The 20,399-nt window shown below is 43.6% G+C and carries 22 protein-coding genes; 13 read left to right on the plus strand and 9 right to left on the minus strand.

Features of this window, described 5'->3' with window-relative positions; all coding sequences use genetic code 11:
- Positions 1 to 90 precede the first annotated feature (90 nt).
- Complete coding sequence (gene glyA, locus Q4B82_RS06510; protein ID WP_303065627.1) at positions 91 to 1,341, minus strand: serine hydroxymethyltransferase; 1,251 nt, start codon at positions 1,339 to 1,341, stop codon at positions 91 to 93.
- A 250-nt stretch (positions 1,342 to 1,591) separates the two neighbouring features.
- Between glyA and glmM the strand changes: the two genes are divergently transcribed.
- The 4 genes from glmM to argJ all read left to right on the plus strand — a co-directional run bounded on the left by glmM (position 1,592) and on the right by argJ (position 6,789).
- Entirely contained in the window at positions 1,592 to 2,926 is a 1,335-nt protein-coding gene (gene glmM, locus Q4B82_RS06515) for a phosphoglucosamine mutase (protein WP_303065628.1), read from the plus strand.
- 79 nt (positions 2,927 to 3,005) lie between these two features.
- On the plus strand, positions 3,006 to 3,686 hold the full coding sequence (locus tag Q4B82_RS06520) for a DedA family protein (RefSeq protein WP_303065629.1): 681 nt from the start codon (positions 3,006 to 3,008) through the stop codon (positions 3,684 to 3,686).
- A 145-nt stretch (positions 3,687 to 3,831) separates the two neighbouring features.
- On the plus strand, positions 3,832 to 5,484 hold the full coding sequence (locus Q4B82_RS06525; protein ID WP_303065630.1) for a phospho-sugar mutase: 1,653 nt from the start codon (positions 3,832 to 3,834) through the stop codon (positions 5,482 to 5,484).
- A gap of 87 nt (positions 5,485 to 5,571) precedes the next feature.
- A complete protein-coding gene (argJ, locus tag Q4B82_RS06530) occupies positions 5,572 to 6,789 on the plus strand; it encodes a bifunctional glutamate N-acetyltransferase/amino-acid acetyltransferase ArgJ (RefSeq protein WP_303065631.1) in 1,218 nt (405 codons plus the stop codon).
- A 90-nt stretch (positions 6,790 to 6,879) separates the two neighbouring features.
- Here the strand turns inward: argJ and Q4B82_RS06535 are convergent, their stop codons facing one another.
- Complete coding sequence (locus Q4B82_RS06535; protein WP_303065632.1) at positions 6,880 to 7,398, minus strand: GbsR/MarR family transcriptional regulator; 519 nt, start codon at positions 7,396 to 7,398, stop codon at positions 6,880 to 6,882.
- A 273-nt stretch (positions 7,399 to 7,671) separates the two neighbouring features.
- Between Q4B82_RS06535 and smpB the strand changes: the two genes are divergently transcribed.
- The 5 genes from smpB (at position 7,672) to nusB (ending at position 10,197) form a co-directional block, all read left to right on the plus strand.
- The gene (smpB, locus tag Q4B82_RS06540; RefSeq protein ID WP_303065649.1) at positions 7,672 to 8,121 is read left to right on the plus strand and encodes an SsrA-binding protein SmpB; all 450 of its coding nucleotides are present in this window, start codon (positions 7,672 to 7,674) and stop codon (positions 8,119 to 8,121) included.
- A gap of 20 nt (positions 8,122 to 8,141) precedes the next feature.
- The gene (folK, locus tag Q4B82_RS06545) at positions 8,142 to 8,648 is read left to right on the plus strand and encodes a 2-amino-4-hydroxy-6-hydroxymethyldihydropteridine diphosphokinase (RefSeq protein WP_303065633.1); all 507 of its coding nucleotides are present in this window, start codon (positions 8,142 to 8,144) and stop codon (positions 8,646 to 8,648) included.
- Between the two features lie 31 nt (positions 8,649 to 8,679).
- Positions 8,680 to 9,006: a DUF2185 domain-containing protein gene (locus Q4B82_RS06550; protein ID WP_303065634.1), complete on the plus strand. Its 327-nt coding sequence runs from the start codon at positions 8,680 to 8,682 to the stop codon at positions 9,004 to 9,006.
- A 217-nt stretch (positions 9,007 to 9,223) separates the two neighbouring features.
- Positions 9,224 to 9,685, plus strand: coding sequence for a 6,7-dimethyl-8-ribityllumazine synthase (gene ribH / locus Q4B82_RS06555; protein ID WP_303065635.1), 462 nt, complete (start codon positions 9,224 to 9,226; stop codon positions 9,683 to 9,685).
- A 71-nt stretch (positions 9,686 to 9,756) separates the two neighbouring features.
- A complete protein-coding gene (nusB, locus tag Q4B82_RS06560) occupies positions 9,757 to 10,197 on the plus strand; it encodes a transcription antitermination factor NusB (RefSeq protein ID WP_303065636.1) in 441 nt (146 codons plus the stop codon).
- A gap of 167 nt (positions 10,198 to 10,364) precedes the next feature.
- On the opposite strand, the gene Q4B82_RS06565 is transcribed toward nusB, so the two are convergent.
- Positions 10,365 to 11,276 (minus strand): tyrosine-type recombinase/integrase, encoded by a 912-nt coding sequence (locus Q4B82_RS06565; RefSeq protein WP_303065637.1) that lies wholly within the window; start codon positions 11,274 to 11,276, stop codon positions 10,365 to 10,367.
- A 161-nt stretch (positions 11,277 to 11,437) separates the two neighbouring features.
- On the opposite strand from Q4B82_RS06565, the gene Q4B82_RS06570 reads away from it, so the two are divergent.
- The 4 genes from Q4B82_RS06570 (at position 11,438) to Q4B82_RS06585 (ending at position 14,936) form a co-directional block, all read left to right on the plus strand.
- Complete coding sequence (locus tag Q4B82_RS06570; protein ID WP_303065638.1) at positions 11,438 to 11,953, plus strand: cytochrome b; 516 nt, start codon at positions 11,438 to 11,440, stop codon at positions 11,951 to 11,953.
- Between the two features lie 77 nt (positions 11,954 to 12,030).
- Positions 12,031 to 13,452, plus strand: coding sequence for a Trk system potassium transporter TrkA (trkA, locus tag Q4B82_RS06575; RefSeq protein ID WP_303065639.1), 1,422 nt, complete (start codon positions 12,031 to 12,033; stop codon positions 13,450 to 13,452).
- Positions 13,453 to 13,490: 38 nt separating this feature from the next.
- On the plus strand, positions 13,491 to 14,276 hold the full coding sequence (locus Q4B82_RS06580) for an RNA methyltransferase (RefSeq protein ID WP_303065640.1): 786 nt from the start codon (positions 13,491 to 13,493) through the stop codon (positions 14,274 to 14,276).
- Positions 14,277 to 14,291: 15 nt separating this feature from the next.
- Positions 14,292 to 14,936, plus strand: a complete 645-nt coding sequence (locus Q4B82_RS06585; RefSeq protein ID WP_303065641.1) for a DedA family protein — start codon at positions 14,292 to 14,294, stop codon at positions 14,934 to 14,936.
- Between the two features lie 99 nt (positions 14,937 to 15,035).
- Here the strand turns inward: Q4B82_RS06585 and Q4B82_RS06590 are convergent, their stop codons facing one another.
- The 6 genes from Q4B82_RS06590 to Q4B82_RS09535 form a co-directional block, all read right to left on the minus strand.
- Positions 15,036 to 16,493, minus strand: coding sequence for a DegQ family serine endoprotease (locus Q4B82_RS06590; protein ID WP_303065642.1), 1,458 nt, complete (start codon positions 16,491 to 16,493; stop codon positions 15,036 to 15,038).
- A 124-nt stretch (positions 16,494 to 16,617) separates the two neighbouring features.
- Positions 16,618 to 17,316 carry a M48 family metallopeptidase gene (locus Q4B82_RS06595; protein WP_303065643.1) on the minus strand — a complete coding sequence of 233 codons (699 nt, stop codon included), beginning with the start codon at positions 17,314 to 17,316 and terminating at the stop codon, positions 16,618 to 16,620.
- A 7-nt stretch (positions 17,317 to 17,323) separates the two neighbouring features.
- Positions 17,324 to 18,067 carry a 1-acyl-sn-glycerol-3-phosphate acyltransferase gene (locus Q4B82_RS06600; protein WP_303065645.1) on the minus strand — a complete coding sequence of 248 codons (744 nt, stop codon included), beginning with the start codon at positions 18,065 to 18,067 and terminating at the stop codon, positions 17,324 to 17,326.
- Positions 18,068 to 18,335: 268 nt separating this feature from the next.
- Entirely contained in the window at positions 18,336 to 18,932 is a 597-nt protein-coding gene (locus tag Q4B82_RS06605) for a tetratricopeptide repeat protein (RefSeq protein ID WP_303065646.1), read from the minus strand.
- 2 nt (positions 18,933 to 18,934) lie between these two features.
- Entirely contained in the window at positions 18,935 to 20,227 is a 1,293-nt protein-coding gene (gene hisS, locus Q4B82_RS06610) for a histidine--tRNA ligase (RefSeq protein WP_303065648.1), read from the minus strand.
- Positions 20,228 to 20,283: 56 nt separating this feature from the next.
- The coding region (locus Q4B82_RS09535; RefSeq protein ID WP_368501341.1) for a hypothetical protein at positions 20,284 to 20,399 on the minus strand (116 nt) is incomplete at its 5' end.

Consider the following 20,399-nt stretch of genomic DNA (forward strand, 5'->3'; position numbering starts at 1 on the left):
TTTTGTCGTGTACTGAAAGGCAGCCTGAAAAGCGAAATTGCCACTTTTCAGGCTGCCTGAATGCGATTTTTCAATTAAAAAAATCAATCATTACGTACCATAAACAGGACGTTTGTCGCACAAGGCTTTGGCTTTTTCTGCCACTTGCGCCAACACGGTTTCATCGTTGGGGTTTTCCAACACGTCTGCCACCAAATTTGCCAATTCACGCGCATCGGCTTCATCAAAACCGCGCGAAGTAATCGCAGACGCACCCACGCGAATGCCACTGGTTACAAACGGTTTTTCAGGGTCGTTGGGAATGGCGTTTTTGTTGATGGTGATGTGTGCTTTGCCCAACGCTTCTTCTGCCGCCTTGCCCGTGATGTTTTTCGGGCGCAAATCCACCAAAAACAAATGGCTTTCGGTGCGACCCGACACAATGCGTAAACCGCGTTTTACCAATTCTTCTGCCATTGCCGCCGCGTTGATTTTCACTTGTTTGGCGTATTGTTTGAATTCAGGTTCAAGGGCTTCTTTGAATGCCACCGCTTTTGCCGCAATCACGTGCATGAGTGGGCCACCTTGCAAACTTGGGAAAATGGTTGAATTCAAAATCTTTTCATGCGTATTGTCGCGGCACAAAATCACGCCACCGCGAGGTCCACGCAACGTTTTGTGTGTGGTGGTGGTCACAAAATCGGCAAATGGCACAGGATTGGGGTATTCGCCACCTGCCACCAAACCCGCATAATGCGCCATGTCCACAAACAAATACGCGCCCACTTTGTCGGCAATTTCGCGGAATTTCGCCCAATCAATTTGCAAGGCATAGGCAGACGCGCCTGCCACAATCATTTTCGGCTTGTGTTCCAAAGCCAAACGTTCTACTTCGGCATAGTTCAGCACTTCGTTTTCGTCCAAACCGTAAGTGATGGCGTTGTACAATTTGCCTGAAATGTTCACGCTGGCACCGTGTGTCAAGTGTCCGCCATGTGCCAAGCTCATGCCCAAAATCGTATCGCCGGGTTTCAACACGGCTGCGTACACCGCTTGGTTGGCTTGGCTGCCTGAATGCGGTTGCACGTTGGCGTATTCTGCGCCAAACAGTTTTTTCACGCGGTCAATCGCCAGTTGTTCTGCCACATCAACGTGTTCACAGCCGCCATAATAGCGTTTGCTGGGGTAGCCTTCGGCGTATTTGTTGGTCAGTTGGCTGCCTTGTGCTTCCATCACGGCACAGCTTACATAGTTTTCAGACGCAATCAGCTCAATGTGGTCTTGCTGGCGTTGTACTTCGGCAGCAATCGCGGCGGCTAATTCGGGGTCGTATTTTTCAATGGTAACGCTTTTTGAGAACATGTTTGCTCCTAAAAATAAATGAATGATGAAAACCATTTGTCAAAACGTTTGTGCCTTTTCAAGCAGCACAGAAATTTTACTTGATTTAACTTGAAATTACCACGTCCAAACGCAAATAAAGTTCATTGTTTTTCAGGCAGCCTGAAAACCTTTGCGCTAAAATCCGTAAAAATCAGTTGCAATCATGGCACGAGTAGGCTTTTTTCTTTACAATAAGACATCACACATCAATCCATTTCAATTGAACATCATGGCAAGAAAATATTTCGGTACAGATGGTGTACGCGGTCAAGTCGGTCAATTTCCCATTACGCCTGATTTTGTTTTAAAGTTGGGTTGCGCATTTGGTAATGCACTGGTCAAACACGATGGTGAACACAAACCCACCGTCATCATCGGTAAAGACACGCGTATCTCTGGTTATATGTTGGAAACGGCTTTGGTAGCTGGTTTAACCGCAGCAGGCATCAATGTGTTGCAAACAGGTCCATTACCTACACCTGCGATTGCCTATTTAACCCGTGCCATGCGTTTGGCTGGTGGTGTGATGATTTCCGCTTCACATAACGAATTTTCCGATAATGGCATCAAATTTTTTGCAGAAGGCGGCGTGAAATTAAGTGATGAGCTGGAATTGGCAATTGAAACAGAATTAGACAAAGAAATGCAAACCCGTCCCTCATTGGCATTGGGGCGTGCACGCAGAATTGAAGGCGCACAAGACCGCTATATTGAGTTTTGCAAATCCACTTTCCCCACTCATTTGGATTTATACGGTTTAAAAATTGTGGTAGATACCGCCAATGGTGCAGGTTACAACACCACGCCCAAAGTGTTTCATGAGTTGGGTGCCAATGTGATTGAAATTGGCAATCAACCAAACGGTTTCAACATCAATGATAAAGTAGGTGCCACACACGTTAAATCTTTGCAGGCAGCCGTTTTACAAAATGAAGCCGATTATGGTATTGCGATTGACGGCGATGGCGACCGCCTAATCATGGTGGACAGACACGGCATGGTTTACGATGGCGACAAATTGATTTACATCATTGCCAAAGCCCGTGCCACACAAAACACATTACAAGGCGGTGTAGTCGGTACGGTTATGAGCAATTTGGCAATGGAAAAAGCTTTAAATGCACGCGGTATTGAGTTTGCACGCGCCAAAGTGGGCGACCGTTATGTCTTAGAGCAACTTCATCAACGTAGTTGGCTCATCGGCGGCGAAGCATCTGGGCACATTTTGTGCATGGACAAACACAATACAGGAGATGGCACCATTTCTGCCTTACAGGTTTTGGCCGCTTTGCAAATCTTAAAAGAAGACTTAACCACAGCCGTAGATTGGCAGCCTTACCCACAAACCATGATTAACGTTCGCATTCAAAAAGATCAAGATTGGCAAGCTGCTTCGGTTGCTGCATTAAACGAAGTGGAAGCCGAATTGGGCAATCGCGGTCGCGTGGTTTTGCGTGCATCAGGCACAGAACCTGTTATCCGTGTTATGGTAGAAGCTGAACAAGCCACATTAGCACAAGCAAGTGCTGAAAAAATCGCTGCCGCCATTCATCAAGCTGCCTGAAAAACTTATTTTTAAAGTCATCATGATTAACGACAAGGCTGCCTGAAACACTCAACAGCCCATTAACCGATATAACAATATGCTTGCCTTACTTGAAACTTTTTTTATCCAATTTGGTTACGCCGCTGTATTTTTAGTACTGGTCTTGTGTGGCTTCGGTATTCCCATTCCAGAAGATATCACTTTGGTTGCAGGTGGCGTGATTTCAGGCTTGGGCTACACCAATGTCCACATCATGTTTGCCGTAGGTATGACTGGCGTTTTGGTGGGCGATGGGTTGATGTTCATACTCGGTCGTCATTATGGCGAACGCATTTTGCGTTTCAAATTGATTATGAAACTGATGCCTCCCAAACGCTATGCCCAAGTACAAAAAAAATTTGACCAATATGGCAACCGTGTTCTGTTTGTGGCGCGTTTCCTTCCAGGTTTACGCAGTCCCATTTTTCTTACAGCTGGCATGAGTGGGCGTATTTCCTTTTGGCAATGGCTGCTGATGGACGGATTTGCCGCCCTGATTTCCGTACCCATTTGGGTTTATTTGGGCAGTTATGGTGCAGAAAATAAAGATTGGCTGATGCGACAGGTACACCGTTTTCAAAATGTATTGTTTGTCTTATTGGGTATTGGTGTGGTCATCATCATTGGCTGGTGGTGGCGAAAACGCCAAAGTTTACTGGCACGCAAAAATGCACTTTTGACCAAACGCCGTCAACGCCGTTTAGAACGCCAACAAAAAAAACAACACAACCAAATTTAAACAACCCTTTTCAGGCAGCCTGACTCATGCCATTTCTCAATTTATTATTGATATTGAGCATAACAGGCTGCCTGAAAAGATTTTTGGAAACACATTTTCAAGCAGTTTTTTGTTTCATTTTTCTTAAAAATAAAGACAAACCATCATGACTTCACTCCACAAAAAAGCCCAAAACTGGCTCGCCCAAGACCCCGACACCGAAACGCGCACCGAATTGCAAAATCTGCTCAATCAAGCCCAATCGGGCGATGTGGCTGCGGAAAAAGAATTGGCAGCGCGTTTTGCCGACCGCTTACAATTTGGCACGGCTGGCTTGCGCGGACGTTTGCAGGCAGGCAGCATGGGCATGAACCGCGTTTTGGTTGCCCAAGCCGCCAAAGGTCTGGCAAATTATTTGCTGGCAAACGACCGCGAACCCTCCATCGTAATTGGCTACGATGGGCGCAAAAATTCCCAAATCTTCGCACAAGACACGGCTGAAATCATGGCAGGTGCAGGCATCAAAACGCTGCTTTTGCCACGCTTGTTGCCCACGCCTGTGTTGGCTTATGCGATTCGCCATTTCAACACCACGGCTGGCGTGATGGTTACAGCCAGCCACAATCCACCCGATGACAATGGCTACAAAGTTTATTTGGGCAAACAACATGGTGGCGGACAAATCGTGTCGCCAGCCGATATTCAAATCGCCCAACAAATTGATTTGGCAGCACAAATCAACATCAACGATTATGCGCGTAGCCCCAATTTTGACATTTTGGGTGAAGAAGTCATCAATCAATACATTGAAAAAACCGCACAACTTGCCGTTCAACCAGCCTGCGATTTGAATTATGTGTACACCGCCATGCACGGCGTGGGCAAAGAAACCTTGCTCAAAACCTTTCAGGCAGCCAATTTGCCCCTGCCCCACATTGTGGTCACGCAAGCCGAACCCGACCCCAAATTCAGCACCGTTGCCTTTCCCAATCCCGAAGAAAAAGGCGCGTTGGATTTGGCAATCGCATTGGCAAAAGAAAAAAATGCCGAATTCATCATCGCCAACGACCCCGATGCCGACCGTTTAGCCGTTGCCATTCCCAACGAACAGGGCGAATGGAAACCCCTGCATGGCAACGTGGTGGGCTGTATGCTGGCATGGCACATTGCCAAAAATCGCCCTGAAAAATCAGGTACTTTGGCGTGTTCCCTGGTATCCTCGCCTGCTTTGGCAAACATCGCGCAAAAATGCGGTTTCGCCAACGAAGAAACGCTGACGGGTTTCAAATACATCGCCAAAGTCCCCAATTTGGTGTTCGGCTTTGAAGAAGCCTTGGGCTATTTGGTAGACCCACAAAAAGTGGGCGACAAAGACGGCATTTCCGCCGCCGTGGTTTTTGTGGATTTGGTACGCAGCCTGAAAGCACAAGGCAAAAGCATTCAAGATTATCTGAATGATTTTACACAAGAATTTGGCGCATACGCCAGCAGCCAAATTTCCTTGCGCGTCAATGATTTGGCAGACATTGGCAAACTAACAGACGCATTCCGCCAAAATCCACCCGCCCAAATTGGCGAAAATGCGGTTGTCCAGTCAAAAGATTACATGAATGGCACAGAACCCAACAACATCTTGGTTTACCATTTGAACAACGGCAGCCGCCTGATTATCCGACCATCTGGCACCGAGCCGAAAATCAAGCTGTATCTGGACGTGAAAGGCGACAACGCCCAACACGCACAAAGCACCTTGCAACAATTTGAGCAAGCCGTACGCGATTTGCTCCGCAGCGAAACTTACGGCAAGCAAGATTGCTGAAATCACAAACTCAATTTCTAATCTGTCATCTGCATTGAACTTTGTTTCAGGCAGCCTTATTGTTGATTTTTTTTATGGGAGACCATCATGCCCGTTAATTTAATTGCCAAAACTCCAGATCAACTGCCTGCCATTGATGGCGTGGAAATTTATACTGCCCAAGCAGGTATCAAAAAAAATCACCACACCGACTTGACCTTAATCGCGTTAAACCCCGAATGCACCGTAGGCGCGGTATTTACACAAAATCGTTTTTGTGCTGCTCCTGTTCACATTGCACGCAAACATCTTTTTGATGCCGGTGGTGTGCGTGCACTCATCATCAATACAGGTAATGCCAATGCAGGCACAGGTGCAAAAGGACGGGAACACGCCTTACAAATGTGTCAAGCTACTGCTGAACAACTGAATTGCTTACCCAATCAAGTGATGCCTTTTTCCACAGGTGTGATTTTAGAACCTTTGCCAATTGAAAAAATCACGGCAGCCCTACCCCACATTCAAGCTTCAAATTGGGCAGAAGCTGCGCATGCCATTATGACTACCGATACTGTACCCAAAGCAGCACATCGTAGCGGTCAAATCGGTAATCATCATATGGTTAAAGTAACAGGTATTGCCAAAGGTGCAGGCATGATTTGTCCCAATATGGCAACCATGCTGGGATTTATTGCCACCGATGCTTGTATTGCACAACCTGTTTTACAGCAAATGACAGAAGAAATTGTCAATGCAACATTTAACTGCATTACCGTAGATGGCGACACCAGCACCAATGACAGTTTTGTCATCATTGCCACAGGACGTTGTGGTCAAAATGAAATTGATAATCTTGCCGACCCGCGTTACACACAAGTGAAACAACTGTTATTGGAAACCGCACTAGAACTGGCTCAAGCAATTGTGCGAGATGGCGAAGGTGCAAGTAAATTCATTACCATTCGTGTGATGCACGCCAACAGCCGTGAAGATGCGCGTAAAGTGGCTTATGCCATTGCCCATTCCCCCTTGGTTAAAACCGCTTTCTCTGCCAGCGACCCCAATTTAGGACGCATTTTGGCTGCTATTGGTTATTCAGGTGCAAATATTGAAATTGATGCTTTGAAATTGTATTTAGGTAATGTATTAGTTGCAGAAAAGGGAGGACGTGCTGAAAGTTATACTGAAGAACAAGGACAGGCAGTCATGCAACAAGATGAAATTGATGTTTTGATTGATTTACGTACAGGTGAGCATGAAATCACAATTTATACTTGTGATTTAACACAAGAATATGTGTCCATCAATGCCGATTACCGCAGTTAAATCCACACGGTCATAAACAAGCTGCCTGAAATCATCATGCACACCGTAACAAAACCATGATAATTTCAGGCAGCTTGAATTAATGTGCGGTTATTGGAAAAATTTTTGTATTCCTGCACCAATTTTTAAAATTTTAGTCATTGTTGTTGTGGGTAATTTCAACATTTCATTTGCCCAAATGGTTAATGTAGAAACAAAGTCATGTGTTTGAACAATACGTTGCTTAACAATTTCGTTTTCAAATTGGAATTCTGGACTTTGAATCAGCTCATTCAAAAAACGCACAGTAGGTTCAATTTCGCGACGCTGACGCACTTCCACAATAGTGCGAAACAGTGTCCATACATCATCAGAAGTAGCAAAATGATCACGTCTATCGCCTAAAATGTGTACCGTTTGTACCAACTCCAAACCTTGTAATTCTTTAATGCTGGTTGAAACGTTAGAACGTGCGATATCTAAAGTTTCAACAATTTCATCGGCATTCATGGGACGACCAATGATGTACAATAAAGCATGAATTTGTGAAATGGTGCGGTTCACTCCCCATTTTGTACCCATTTCGCCCCAATGTAATACAAATTTTTCGGTAGTTGGATTCAATTTCATTCTGTTCTCGATAAAATTTATTCTTATAGCGTGAAATTTTTTCAGACAAAAATAATCCCAATTTATTTGTCTGACAAATATTATTTTGAATTGTAAGAAGTCTAATTATTTCCGTCAAGACAGAAATTGAAATAAATTCATAAAGAAAACCTGATTATTCAAACCATGAGCTGAATAAATTGATTGTGTTCATGGCACATTAACCCTATTTTTCAGGCAGCCTAACCGTGAATTCTGCTAAAATAAAACGAGTTGCAAGGAAAACACAAAAACATCATGTCCATCATCAATAATCGTAAGGCTTTTCATGATTATTTTATTGAAGAGCAAATTCAGGCAGGTTTGGTACTGGAAGGCTGGGAAGTCAAAGCCATCCGTGCTGGACGCGTACAACTTAAAGAAAGCTATATCTATTGGCGCAAAGATGCTTTTTATTTACTTGGCTGCCACATTACGGCATTGCCAACGGCATCAACCCATGTCAAACCCAACCCCACTCAACCCAGAAAATTATTGCTCAACCAACGTGAAATCAACAAATTGATTGGTAAAACCGAACGAGCAGGCTACACCATTGTGCCATTGAATTTGCACTACCATAAAGGTCGCATCAAGGCAGAAATCGGTTTAGCAAAGGGCAAAAAATTACACGATAAACGTGATGCGTCCAAAGAAGCCGATTGGAAACGTGAGAAACAACGTTTGATGAAACAAAATCGTTAAGCTGCCTGAAAGTGTTAAAGATGTCTGAATTTCATACTGCTGTGATTGCTTTTGGCAGCAATTTGGCAAACCCTGCTCAACAGGTAGAAAAAGCCGCACAAGCTGTGGCTTCACTGCCTGAAATTCTGTCCTTAACTTTATCGCCCTTGTATTTAAGCAAGCCCTTTGGTTATGCAGAACAGCCTGATTTTGTGAATGCGGTTGCAGTATTGCACATTCAAAAAAGCATGACACCTGTGCAATTCTTATCAAAACTTCAAGAAATTGAAAATGAATTTGGTCGTGTGCGTACATTCCGCAATGCACCACGCACTTTGGATTTGGACATCATTGATTTCAATCATCAATGTTTGGATAGTCCCAACTTAATTCTACCCCACCCTCGCGCACATGAGCGCAGTTTTGTGATGTTGCCCTTATCACAAATCGCTCCCAATTATCCGATTGGCAAACACGGTACAGCCCAAGAATTGGCAATGAAACTGGGCAATAGTGGCATTGCTGTTCTACCCTTTCAGACAGCCTGATTACTCATCTTAAAAATGGAAATTCCGATTTATGTCCCCTACTTTTGCACAAGCCTTAACTTCGGCATTGCAATACGCCATTGCCAGCACCGAAATTACCGAACAAAAACACCCCATTGGTTTCGCCTATCGCGAAGCACCTGTTTTTGATAATGACAGCGGTTGGCGTTTTTTCAGCGGTAACGAAAGCGATGAATTTACAGATAATCCCGACCATTTTCACATTGTGCCTTTGTCTGCGGTTTTAGAAAAACAAAGTGCATTCAGTCGCATCGTTCACGAAACACAAGGCGCATGGGAATGGAATAATGAAGCCGCTGATTTTATACCTGTTGCTGATTGGCAACCCAAAGATTAAGAACCTGCACTCACAATCTCAATAGCTTGCTTTTATCGCCACTTCATGCGCCTACTGTGTTGGCTTTTCACGACAATATGTTCAATATTGGCATGAAAATCCGCCTTGTATTCGCAAGAATTGACCATCGAATCAAGCCATCAATCTTATGAATACAGGTTCTAAAAGTGACCTGAAAACTTTGGATAGTTTAATTAACCATTAGAAAGTGAAAACCATGAACATCATTTCACCTAACCACAATGGCAAACAGCTGAAAATTGGCATTGTACAAGCCCGTTTTTCCAATGAAATTGGTAGTGCCATGCTGGACGTAGTGCGCCAAAAATTACACACTTTGGGCGTGTCTGATGAAGACATCACACTGGCTACTGTTCCAGGTGCTTTGGAAGTGCCACTTGTATTACAAAATATGGCTACCAGCGAAAACTTCGATGCTTTGATTGCACTAGGTGCAGTCATACGCGGTGAAACCTATCATTTTGAACTTGTTGCCAATGAATCAGGCGCAGGCATCACACGCATTGGTTTGGATTTCAATATTCCAATTGCCAACGCCATTCTCACAACCGAAAACGATGAACAAGCTCATGTCCGCATTCGTGAAAAAGCCGAAGATGCAGCGATTGTAGCAGTAGAACTTGCCAATTTAATTAATGCCTTAAACGAAATGGTATAACACATTTCAGGCAGCCACATCATCAAGCAGGCTGCCTGAAACCCAGGATTTATTTACAAGAAAGTCGCATCATGAATGAAAAACACCCTAAAAAATCACCACGTCGCCGTGCACGAGAGTTTGCCGTACAAGCCCTCTATCAAACTGCATTAAACAAACGTCCCACACATGAAATAGCTACCCAAACCCGTGAGCACAGCGATTTTAAAAATGCCCATGATGAATTGTTTACCCACATTTTCTTTGGTGTCTTGGAAAACCAAATTGATTATATGCAGCTGATTCGCCCTGAATTAGACCGAGATGAAAAACTCATCAATCCGATTGAAAAAAGTATTTTGCTGATGGCAGTACATGAACTCAAAGCCATGCCCGAAACACCCTATGCCGTTATCATCAATGAAGCGATTGAAGTCACCAAAACTTTTGGTGGGACAGACAGCCATAAATTCATCAATGGTATTTTGGATAAACTCATTCCCACTTTGCGCCCCAACGACCCCAAACGCTAAAATCAGGCTGCCTGCAACACACACAATGGTTTTCAGGCAGCCTTTTCACGTTCTTCGTGCATTGTTAAGGCTGCCTGAAAACTCAATATATGGTGCAACTTATTACACCATACAATTGTATTGTTTTTAAATGACTTGACTATAAAATGAGTTAGCCATAAATGGGTTTATTCATCTTTTTGCAGGGTTTCGTGGTCATTTTCCACACTCCTTCGTGCACGTGGATGCATTTCATCATAAACCGCTGCCAAATAATCCATATCCAATTTGGTGTAAATTTGCGTGGTAGAAAGCTGTTCATGTCCCAATAAATCTTGAACTGCACGCAAATCACGCGATGCTTGTAAAAGATGGCTGGCATAACTGTGTCGCAACATATGCGGGCTGATATGACGCGAACCCTGCTGTTGCGCCCATAATGCCAAACGTTTGGCAATTTGACGGTTGCCCAAACGGCGACCTGTTTTACCTGTAAACAACGCGGTTTCATTGGGTGCAGCGCAACGCAGCGACAAATACGTTTGTAAAGCGGTAAGCGAAACTTGGGTTAAAGGTACACGGCGTTGTTTACGCCCCTTACCTTGTACACTAACCCAACCTGCCTGAAAATGCACATCGCCCAAGTTTAAAGCACTCAATTCCGATAAACGCAAGCCGCTACCATACAACAATTCCACAATGGCAACATCACGCGAAGACAACATATCATTAGCATCATCTTGATGTTGCAACATATATACCAATTCTTCCCTGTCCAAAGCACGAGGTAAACGTTCTGCTTTTTTGGGTGATCGGAGCCACATCAAGACATCTTCTGGCAACACACCTAAATCATGAAGATGGCGACAATATTGTCGCCAAGACGACAATTTGCGTGCCAAAGTGCTGCTGCTGTTGCCACGCTGCGATAAAGATTTAAATGCTTTTGTGAAATCAGCTTCTTGTGGCATCATGTTTTCAGGCAGCCATTGTGCCAATTCCATTAAATCACGGCGATAAGCTGCCAAAGTATGTGGCGAACGGTTTAACTGTTGTAAACGCAATAAATAGGCTTCTAAATATTTCAAAAAAGGGGACATAATTCAAATCAAACATCAAAAATAAACGCAATGGTAAAACAAAAACCCTTTTTTGACACTTGCAAATCTTTACCCACGCTGATTTTTCTTACCCATTTCACTCTGTAATTTCGCCTATAATGCGCAGTTTTATCACAATAATGACCATTTAAGGAACAACCATGAAAGACAATCATCAATATTATGGCATCATCAGTCGCTTGCTCCATTGGGGCATGGCAGCAGGTTTTGCCTTTATGCTGTTTAGTGTTGCCGCTTGGAATTACAATGAAGAATACATGAGTTTAATGAATTACCATAAATCGGTTGGTTTCATCTTGCTGATTTTATGTGCCATACGCTTGGTTTGGGCTGCGGTAAACTTTAAAAACCGTCCATATGGTAATCTCATTGTAAAAATTGGGCATTTGGCACTTTATGCTGTGATGTTGCTTGTGCCTTTGGTAGGTGTATTACGCCAATACGGCAGCGCACGCGGAGCAATGGAAGTATTTGGCTACACCGTATTGGACAAAGCCCCTGAAAAAATCCAATGGATGAGCCAAATGGGTAATCTTTTACATGGCAAATTAGGCTGGATATTGTTTGTTTTGGCGGCAGGACACATTGCCATGGCAATCGTACATCAAATCAAAGGGGAAAAAATCATCAACCGCATGGCAGGTCCACGCCGTTAAATCACACACATGAAATACAGGCTGCCTGAAAGAAAAAACGCTATAATGCATATTTTCTTTCAGGCAGCCTTTAAACCGTGAAAATCCTGATTTTAGGTAGTGGACAAGTTGGCTCAACCATCGCTCAAGAGTTAGCCTCCATGCCCAACCACGATGTAACCATTATTGATACCAATGAAAATGCTTTGCAAAGCATCAATGGTCGTTTAGACGTGCAAACCCTAACAGGCAATGGTGCTTCGCCCGTGATGCTGGAACGCGCAGGCGCACACGATACCGATATGTTATTGGCATTAACGCGCAGCGATGAAACCAATTTGGCCGCATGTCGTTTGGCTGCGGATTTATTCAATATTCCACAGCGAATCGCCCGTGTCCGTTCATCAGACTATTTGGAATACGGCATGACGCAACAACACAAACAAGATGAAGAACATCATCTTTCAGGCAGCCTAAATGCCTTTGCCGTTACCGATTCCATACACCCCGAACAACTGGTTACACAACATTTGGCTGGTTTACTGAACTATGTACGCGCCCTACAAGTTTTGCCTTTTGCCCATGAAAAAGTCCGTATGGTCATCGCTCAAGCCAAAGAAGGCGACTGGATAGTAGGACAAACGCCACTCAATGTTGGCATGATGCTGCCTGAAACCAGCGATTGTCAAATTTGCGCCATTTACCGCAACACACGTCTAATTGTACCTACTCCCGACACCCAAATTGAGGAAGGCGATGAAATTTGTTTTGCCGTAGATGCCGCACATATGTCTTCCGTAATGTACGTACTGTTTGACTTTAAACAAAACAACCACCGTGTCATGATTGCAGGTGGTGGCAACATCGGTTATCGCCTTGCCAAACAATTGGAAAACAAATTCAACATCAAAATCATAGAAAACAATCCTAATCGTGCCGAATGGCTGGCAGAAAATTTGGACAATACGCTGATTTTACACGGTTCAGCTACCGATGAATCTCTATTAGAGCGTGAATACATTGATGAAATTGACGTATTTTGTGCGATTACCAATGACGATGAAAACAACATCATGGCAGGCTTGTTGGCAAAAAACTTGGGCGCAAAAAGGGTCATCAGCCTGATTAACCGCGCCCGTTATGTGGATTTACTTACTGGCAATCAAATTGACATTGTGGTTTCACCTCATCACATTACCATTGGCAGCGTACTTGCCCACATTCGGCGTGGCGACATCGCAGCGGTTTACCCATTGCGACACGGTACTGCTGAAGCCATTGAAGTTATTGTACACGGCGACAAAAGCACCTCTTCATTAGTTGGTCGCCGCGTCGATGAAATCAAATGGCCACATGGCTGCCACATTGCCACTATTGTGCGTGGCGATGAAGTCATCATGGGACGGCGACACGAAGTTATTTTACAAGATGGCGACCACATTGTATTTTTTGTTGCACGTCGCCGTGTTCTGCGTGAATTGGAAAAACTGATTCAAGTTAAAATGGGTTTTTTTGCTTAATTCAACCACCCTTTTTTCAGGCAGCCTGAAAGCCAAATATGACCGCCATCACATCATCACAAAACCCTCAAATTAAACATTTGGCAAAACTGTTAAGCAACAGCAAATACCGCCGCGAACAAAAACAAGCAGTTTTAGAAGGAACACATCTATTGGTATCGTGGCTCAATAGCGGCAACACACCCGAAACCGTGTTCATACCCCAACATCGCTTAAACAAACCCGAAATTCAAGCCCTAAAACACAGGCTGCCCGAACAAATTTGTGTGATAACTGCCGATGATGCACTGAATAAAATCAGCAGTTTAAGCAATGCAGATGAGATTACCGCCATCATCAAGCTGCCTGAAAAACACACCCCATTTACCACAGGCGATTGTGTGGTGCTTGACCGCGTACAAGACCCAGGCAATATGGGGACGGTTTTACGCAGTGCCACAGCAGCAGGCATCAAGCAAGTGATTTTAGGCAAAGGTTGTGCCGATGCATGGTCGCCCAAAGTTTTGCGTGCAGGCATGGGGGCGCATTTTTTGTTGTCCATTTGTGAACGAGTTGATTTAAATGCATGGCACGCCAATTACACCCATGCCATTTATGCCACTGCGCTAACAGGTAAAAATCCACAAAATTTGTATCACTTGGATTTACGTTCACCTGCCGCATGGTTGTTTGGCAATGAAGGCAGCGGCGTGGCTACTGATTTGATTGAGTGCGCCGATTCCACAGTACACATTCCCATGCTGGGACAAACGGAATCACTCAATATCGCCATGGCTGCCACAGTCTGCCTATTTGAACAAATGCGACAACGCACACATTCTTAAAATGGAATAGAAAACATGATTTTGGATTTAATTGACTTTATCCGACACATTGACCAACATTTGGCTGCTTTGACTGCCACTCACGGTACTTGGCTGTATGGCATACTTTTTTTGATTGTTTTTTGCGAAACAGGTTTAGTCGTAACCCCTTTTTTACCAGGTGACTCATTGCTGTTTGCCGCAGGTGCAGTAGCAGCCGTTTCAAACGATGCATTAAATGTACACATGATGGTTGCTTTATTATTGATTGCTGCCATTATTGGTGATGCCCTGAATTTTGCGATTGGCAAATATTTTGGCACAAAACTGTTTGCCAATCCTGATTCAAAAATTTTCAAACGCGAATATTTGGATAAAACCCATGCTTTTTATGCCAAGTATGGTGGCAAAACCATTATTTTGGCGCGATTTGTGCCGATTGTACGCACGTTTGCCCCTTTTGTTGCAGGTATGGGTAAAATGGATTACGCACGTTTTATTCGTTACAACATCATTGGCGCATTTGCTTGGGTCTTATCGCTCACTTATTTGGGTCATTTTTTTGGCAATCACCCTTGGGTCAAACAACATTTTGGTGCCGTAGTCATTGCCATTATTGTGATTTCGGTATTGCCCATGTTAGTGGAAATCGTACGTGCCAAATGGTTTCACAAATCATAAAATAAATGTATCAAACAAAAAGGCTGCCTGAAAGATGAATATCGGTCTTTCAGGCAGCCTCGTTGTATTTATCTGTGTTAATTTAAAACAACCATAAGATTAAGGCAAAATCAAAGCCAAATAAACGGTGCTATTACCCCGCTCAATCAAAATGGGAACTTGCTTACCTGATTGCTGCAAAGCCTGTTCAAACGTTTCTTGAGAAACAACTTGCTGATTGCCCACCTGTATAATCACATCACCACGCCGCATCCCTGCTCGTCTCGCTGCACCTTCGGCGCGCAACACAATCAAGCGTTGATTGAGACCATTTTCTTGCATTGCCAACCATAAACCTGCCACAGGCACTTCAAAATGTGTGTTATTGTTCAAATAACGCGCTGCTTCATCAGTCTGGCGCATTTCTTGAATGGCATCAGCCGAACCCAACACCACTTGGGTTTCCATTTCTTTACCTTTGCGCCAAATACCCAATCTAATGGCTTCACCTGGTGCCAATGCACCGATGGTCATTGGCAAATCACTAGACGAACGCACCTCTTCGCCATTAACACTGCGAATGATGTCGCCCACTTGTAAACCTGCTTTCTCCGCAGGGCTGCCTGAAACCACGCGTGCTACCAAGGCACCTATGGGTTTATCCAAACCAAAAGATTGTGCCAAATCGTAGCTGACTTCTTGAATAACCACACCCAGTTGCCCTCGCTGAACTTTACCTGTGGTTTTCAATTGTTCTGCCACTTTAACCGCTACATCAATCGGAATGGCAAATGAGATACCCATAAAGCCACCGCTTCGGCTATAAATTTGTGAATTGATACCAACTACTTCCCCTTTTAAATTGTATAAGGGTCCACCTGAATTACCAGGATTGATTGCCACATCAGTTTGAATAAAGGGGGTGTAATTTTCCCCTGGTAAAGTACGATTTTTGGCAGAAACAATACCTGCGGTTACACTATTATCAAAACCAAATGGTGCACCAATCGCCGCCACCCATTCGCCCGATTTCAGTTCATTGGCATTACCAATTTTGGCAACAGGCAGGTTTTCCGCATCAATTTTCAAAACTGCAATGTCTGATTTCTCATCTGAACCAATTAATTTTGCAGGATACTCACGTTTATCATTCAACATAACTTTAATATTTGCCGCATTCTTAACCACATGAGCATTGGTCAATAAATAACCATCTTGACTGACAATCACACCAGAACCAAAATTGGCATCATGGTCTTCTTCACCCAATTCAGGCTGATTGGGAAATAAGCGGCGAAAAAAGTCATACGACAGATCATCTGAATAATGACTACTTGTGCCATTACCCATGGCTTGAATATTGACTACCGCCCCACCTTCACGCGCCACAAGTTGCGTAAAATCAGGTAAGAGCATACCTACTGTACCATCGCTTTTAGGAGGTTTAACTTCAGTTACAAACTCGGTTTTTTCAGGCGTTTTGCCTAGTTTATTGTTTTTTTCATTTTGACTACATGATGTTACGCCCAATGCAATCATCAATGATAAAACGAGTAATTTGATATGGTGTGGGTACATTAGATTTCCTAAAAATATTTTTAACACAATAACAAAATGGTTTTTCAAGCAGCCTGAAAAAAGATGAAATTTTAAATTAAAGCCACACAAAAAGTTATCCTATCACATTTAGTTTTGAAAAAATTTATCCAAGTACAAACAATTCTTTGCCGTATGCTTTTAACCAATTTTTTGCTGCTTGGGTATGTGGTGTCGCTTGATTAACAACCGCCCAAAATGCAGGACTGTGATTTGGGTGTAGCAAATGGCATAATTCATGAATACAAACATAATCTTGCACCCAATTTGGTGCACCAATCAATCTCCAATTCAAACGGATACCTGTGCGTGAACGACACACGCCCCAAAAAGTTTTGGCGCGACTTAATGCCATACCAACGGGTTTTAAATTCAAATGCACCGTATGATTTGCCAATTTAGGTAATAAATGTACTTTGGCTGCCTGAAACAATTCTTGACGCAACACAGTATTTTGACGCACATAATCCCAGTTTTCAGGCAGCCTTATGTGTTTTTCTTGTGGCGCAAAATCCAGTTGTGTGATTGCCGCTTGTTCCACCACACAAGGTTCACCTAAAAACCAAATTCGTTCAGGCAGCTGATTGGTATTTTGTGAAAACATGGGCGAACGGTTTAAAACACTCAATACAATATTTTGATGTTTATCCAACCAATTCAATAAATCTCGTTGCCCCAACCAAGCTGGCACACCCACATATATACTGCCAGCATCGCGTGGACGCAAAATGATGTTTTTTTTGGTACGTCGTGTCATGTGCAAAACAATGATTTTCTCGCCAATGTGGTACAAAACAATGCCCATGATGTTTTCAGACAACCTTTTGATTAGTAAATGAATAACATGGACCATAACCCGTAATCTCGGCTTGTTGCGCTTCAATCCAATTTTCACAAGCCACTGTAAGTTCAAGTTCATTGCCACTTTCGTGTTTAATGGGCGAACCGATGCGAACTTGTATCGTGCCAGGATATTTTAAAAATGAATTTTTGGGCCAGTATTCACCACTGTTGTGTGCCACAGGCACCAAATCCATTTCAAACATTTTTGCCATGCGTGCTGCACCTTGTTTATATTTACCGCGCTGCCCTGCAGGAACTCGCGTACCTTCGGGGAAAATGGTAATCCAGAAACCTTCATTCTTGCGTGCCTGACCTTGTTCCAATAATTGTGCCGATGCTTTCATACCTGCTTTACGGTCTATACCTATGGTCTTGGCAATCTTCAAACCCCAACCAAAAAATGGAATCCAAAAAAGTTCTTTTTTGGCAACATAAACTTGCAATGGAAAAATCTCTTGCAAAGCCAAAGTTTCCCAGCCACTTTGATGTTTGGAGCAGATGATAGACGGTTTAGCAGGAATATGCTCGGCTCCTTGTACTTCATAATGCAAACCAATGATGTTTTTCAAAGACCACAACAACAATTTTGACCATTGTCGCCCCACTTTATTTGGTCCCTGTGGCACCAGCATCGCAGGCAACACACAAATAAACATCAGAATTGCGCTGATGCATAAAATCAACCAATGAATTAAGTTTCGGATAATCAACATAATCATTCATCAAACCACTTCAAAGCCCAATGTGTTCAGGCAGCTTATTTAATCCAACCAAATTGTTCATACCATAAAATATTCAGGCAACCCACATAAACAGGCTGCCTGAAAACAGGAGAAGAAGCCTTGCATCTGTCAAATAAAAACCGAATTAACTTTAAATACGGATATTTAAATCCCTATTCGGAATAAGCAATATCATATATGTTTGTTTATCACAGCCCATCATTCAACAAATACATTTCAACCAAGTGTGCCTACTTGCTTACAAAGCCGCTTTTTTCATTTGTAACCATTCACGATTGGGTGCATTTTCAGGCAGCTTATCTAAAGCTGCTTGATAAGCCCCAGATGCTTCTGTTTTTTTACCTTGCGCGCTGAAAATATCGCCGCGAGCTTCATTGAATACGGCTTGATAATCTGCTTCAACAGACATATCTAATGCTGCCAATGCATCATCATATTTTTTCTGTTGCAACAAAACCACCGCCAAATTATGTGCAGCAGCTGCTTGAAAAAGCGGCGTTTTATTGTTGTCCAATATCCAGCGATAAACCACAATTGCATCATCGTATTTACCTTGCACAAAAAGTTGTCCAGCTGTTTCCAAGCTGGCTTGTGCCACAGCAGTACTGTTAGCAAATTGCTGTTGCAACACGGTCAATTTGCTTATATCGCCTTTTATTTCTGATGCAATTGTGGCTGCTTCATGATTTTTGCTTTCAATATGGCTATCGTAAATCACTTTACCTAAATAAACCAACGCTGCCATAAGCAAAAATGCGAAAATCCACTTACCTCCATTTTTCCAAAAATGTTTTGCGTTTTCAATATCTTGAAGTTCATCATGATGTGCAGACATTTTTAACTCCCCCATCTTTTTAATTGTTCAATCAACTCGCTGGCAGCAATCGTGATTTGCCCACGCTCGCCACGCAAGTCTTTAAGGGTAACTTCTTGATTTGCCAATTCACTTTCGGCAATAATCAAGGCAAATTGTGCGCCCGATTGGTCGGCACGTTTGAATTGATTTTTCAATTTGGTGCTGCCTGAAAATTGCGCCACGTCAAAACCGTTTTCGCGCAAAATTTGGGCGTATTTCATCGCTTGCAAAGTTGAGCCATCGCCCTGTTGCATAATGAAAACATCAGGGGAATCCGCCACTTGTAGGCTGCCATGTTCGCGTACCAACAGCAACAAACGCTCAATGCCCATCGCAAAACCAATGGAGGGCGTGGGTTTGCCGCCCAATTCTTCAATCAAACCATCGTAGCGACCGCCACCGCATACTGTGGCTTGTGCGCCCAATTTGTCGGTTGTCCACTCAAAAACGGTGTGGTTGTAGTAGTCCAAACCGCGTACCAAACGTGGATTTTCCACAAAATCAATGCCCAAACCCGTGAGCAAATCTTTAAACGTTTGGTAATGTTTTTTGGAATCTTCGCCCAAATAATCAACCAAACGCGGCGCATTGTTGCAAATTTCTTGCAAATCTGGATTTTTCGTGTCCAAAACGCGCAATGGGTTGGTGTGGAGACGGCGTTTGCTGTCTTCGTCCAATTTATCTTCAAATTCAGTCAGATAAGCGACCAAAGCGGCACGGTGTGCGGCACGTTCTTCACGGCTACCCAAGCTGTTGATTTCCAAAGTTAAATGTTGCAAAATGCCCAATTCGCGCCACAAATCGGCACACATTGCCACCATTTCTGCGTCAATATCGGGGTCGGCAAACCCGAGTGCTTCCACGCCCACTTGATGAAATTGGCGGTAACGCCCTTTTTGTGGGCGTTCGCGGCGAAACATGGCACCCATGTACCACAATTTGCGTGGGGCTTCGTGCAGCAGGTTGTGTTCCACCACCGCGCGCAGGCAGCTTGCCGTGCCTTCGGGACGCAGGGTAAGGCTCAATGTGTCGTTGCTGTCGGCAAAGGTGTACATTTCTTTGCCAACCACATCGGTTTCTTCGCCAATGGAGCGCACAAACAGGCTGGTTTGTTCCACAATGGGGGTGCGGATTTGTTTGTAATCAAATCGGCGTGTCCAGTTTTGAATTTTGTTTTCAAAGGCTTGCCAATAAGCCGATGTGAGTTTGAAATCTTTTTGTTCGGTGGGCAGAAGGTCGTTCATGCCTTTTACGGATTGGATTTTTTGTCCCATGGTTTTGTTTTTCCAGTGAAAATGTTTTTCAGACTACCTGAAAACATCAAACCGCTTTATTCTTTATTTGCCAAAGAATACTGACGGCGGCGTTCATGCTCTTGCAAATAACGCTTGCGCAAACGAATCGATTTGGGCGTGATTTCCACCAATTCATCATCGTCAATAAATT

Origin of the sequence: Alysiella sp. (genome assembly GCF_030525755.1) — a bacterium.
In the GTDB taxonomy this organism is placed as follows: domain Bacteria; phylum Pseudomonadota; class Gammaproteobacteria; order Burkholderiales; family Neisseriaceae; genus Simonsiella.